This is a genomic window from Promicromonospora sp. NPDC060204, assembly GCF_042728455.1.
Classification (GTDB): domain Bacteria; phylum Actinomycetota; class Actinomycetes; order Actinomycetales; family Cellulomonadaceae; genus Promicromonospora.
Genome location: NZ_JBHWZO010000428.1, coordinates 1 through 2,572 on the forward strand (window position 1 = coordinate 1; position 2,572 = coordinate 2,572).

Genomic DNA, 2,572 nt, shown 5'->3' on the forward strand with positions numbered 1-2,572 from the left:
AAACTCGACGAGGTAGCACTGCTAGCTCAGCGTTACCCCCTCGGCTGCGCAACCACTTCCCCGGAGCCCCCGTGACGCAGGCGTCGCAGCCTTAACCGTTTCACCCCGTGGTCTCGCCGGCCGCGCCTCCGGACAGTGGTTCCTGCACGCGCCGTGGCGGGCCCCGCCAGGCGCACCCGCCCGAGCACCTGGAGGAACCCATGTCCATCCGTGCGCACGCGCGCAGTCTCACGCTGGCCGTCACCATGGCGCTGGTCGCGCCCTTCGCGATGGTCGCCGTCGTCGCGGCCGACACCGTCACGGCGACGCCGGCCGCCGCCCACGGCTCGGTGACCGACCCGCCCACCCGCAACTACGGCTGCTTCGAGCGCTGGGGCAGCGACCACCTCAACCCCGAGATGGCCGAGCTCGACCCCATGTGCTGGGGCGCCTGGCAGGCCGACCCCAACGCCATGTGGAACTGGAACGGCCTGTACCGCGAGAACGTCGGCGGCAACCACGAGGCCGTCATCCCCGACGGTCAGCTCTGCTCGGGCGGCCGCACCCAGTCCCCGCGCTACGACTACCTCGACACCCCGGGCGCGTGGGTGGCCAAGGACGTGCCGCAGCAGTTCCACCTCACCCTGACCGACCAGGCCCGGCACGGCGCCGACTACCTGCGCATCTACGTCTCCAAGCCGGGCTTCGACCCGACCACGGAGGCGCTCGGCTGGGACGACCTCGACCTGGTCCAGGAGACCGACCCGTACCCCTCGCAGGGCACGTACGAGACCGACGTCGACCTCACCGGGTACAGCGGCCGTGCCGTGCTGTACACGATCTGGCAGGCCTCTCACCTCGACCAGCCCTACTACCTGTGCTCGGACATCAACATCGGCGGCGCCGCCGCCGAGGGCGGCTCCGTGTTCGCCACGGCGGGCACGCCGGTGACCACGGCGTTCCGGCTGGGACAGATCGCCGCCTGATCGCTCACCTGCTTGCTTGCCTCGCTCGTGAGCGGGGCAAGCAAGCGCAAAGCATCGACATGATCGATACCTGAGACAGATCTTGTCTCACAGTGGCTGCCCGCGTAACCTGCACGAGTCGAGCCAGTCGCTCGACACGTGACACGCAGCCGCGCGACCACACGGTCGCCACACGCAGGGAGGACGTCTTGAGCACCGTGCGCTCCGCACTCCCCGACCGTCCCGTCGCCGTCGCCGCACGCCCGATGTGCGAGACCGGCCGCTGCCCCCGAGGCTGTCTGTAGAGCGTCCGCACGCGCCAGACCACGCCGGCACCGTCCGCGTGGCCAGGCCGCCAGCGGGACGCTCCGGCCCCGACACCAGCCCCAGACGCTCGACGCCGGCTCCGAGGCGCGCACCCGCACGACCGGGGCGCCGACGTCGGGCAGCGCACCACCCAAGCCAGACCCGCCACCCAGCGAAGGAAGAACAATGGCCCGCATCTACGACGACGCGACCAAGCTCATCGGCAACACACCACTGGTCAAGCTCAACCGTCTGACCGACGGCCTCGAGGCGACGGTTCTCGGCAAGCTCGAGTTCTACAACCCCGCCAACTCCGTGAAGGACCGCATCGGCGTGTCCATCATCAACGCCGCCGAGGCGTCCGGTGAGCTCAAGGAGGGCGGCACGATCGTCGAGGGCACTTCGGGCAACACGGGCATCGCCCTCGCCTGGGTGGGCGCGGCCCGCGGTTACAAGGTGGTCCTGGCGATGCCGGAGACCATGTCCAAGGAGCGCCGCGCCCTGCTGCGCGCCTACGGCGCCGAGCTGGTGCTCACGCCGGGTGCCGAGGGCATGAAGGGCGCCGTGGCCGCCGCCGAGAAGATCGCGCAGGAGCGTCCGGGCGCCGTGCTGGCCCGCCAGTTCGCGAACGCCGCCAACCCGGCGATCCACCGCGCCACGACCGCCGAGGAGATCTGGGCGGACACCGACGGCGCCGTCGACATCCTCGTCGCCGGCATCGGCACGGGCGGCACCATCACCGGCGTCGGCCAGGTGCTCAAGGAGCGCAAGCCCGAGGTCAAGGTCATCGCGGTCGAGCCCGAGGAGTCGCCGATCCTGAACGGCGGCCAGCCCGGCCCGCACAAGATCCAGGGCATCGGCGCCAACTTCGTGCCCGACATCCTGGACCGCGAGGTCTACGACGAGGTCATCGACGTCAACCTCGCCACCGCGATCGACGCCGCCCGCCGCGCCGCCAAGGAGGAGGGCCTGTTGGTCGGCACCTCGTCCGGCGCCGCGCTCTCGGCCGCCCTGGAGGTCGCGAAGCGCCCGGAGAACGCCGGCAAGACGATCGTCGTGATCATCCCCGACTTCGGCGAGCGCTACCTGTCCACGCCGCTGTTCGAGGGTCTGGTCGACTGATGGCGAAGGGGCGCGGGCTGCTCGGGGTCCTGTCCGAGGACCTCGACGCCGCGCGCGCCCACGACCCCGCCGCACGGTCGCGCCTGGAGGTCGCGCTCGCCTACCCGGGCGTGCACGCCCTCTGGGCGCACCGCGCGGCGCACCGGCTCTGGCGGGTACCGGCCCTGCGCCTGCCCGCGCGGCTGCTCTCGCAGCTCGCG

The 2,572-nt window shown here is 71.5% G+C and carries 2 protein-coding genes and 1 pseudogene; all 3 read left to right on the forward strand.

Going from position 1 to position 2,572, the window contains the following annotated elements:
- Positions 1-200 precede the first annotated feature (200 nt).
- Positions 201-965, forward strand: coding sequence for a lytic polysaccharide monooxygenase (locus ACFWEJ_RS28355; RefSeq protein WP_377232499.1), 765 nt, complete (start codon positions 201-203; stop codon positions 963-965).
- Between the two features lie 471 nt (positions 966-1,436).
- Complete coding sequence (gene cysK / locus ACFWEJ_RS28360) at positions 1,437-2,372, forward strand: cysteine synthase A (protein WP_377232500.1); 936 nt, start codon at positions 1,437-1,439, stop codon at positions 2,370-2,372.
- A pseudogene (locus ACFWEJ_RS28365) lies at positions 2,372-2,572 on the forward strand (serine O-acetyltransferase); the annotation flags it as partial. The gene cysK and the pseudogene ACFWEJ_RS28365, both read left to right, overlap by 1 nt.

Bases quoted from the DNA above. Each gene is read 5' to 3' on its own strand.
- ACFWEJ_RS28355 (WP_377232499.1), top strand. From the start codon at position 201: ATGTCCATCCGTGCGCACGCGCGCAGTCTCACGCTGGCCGTCACCATG.
- cysK (WP_377232500.1), top strand. From the start codon at position 1,437: ATGGCCCGCATCTACGACGACGCGACCAAGCTCATCGGCAACACACCA.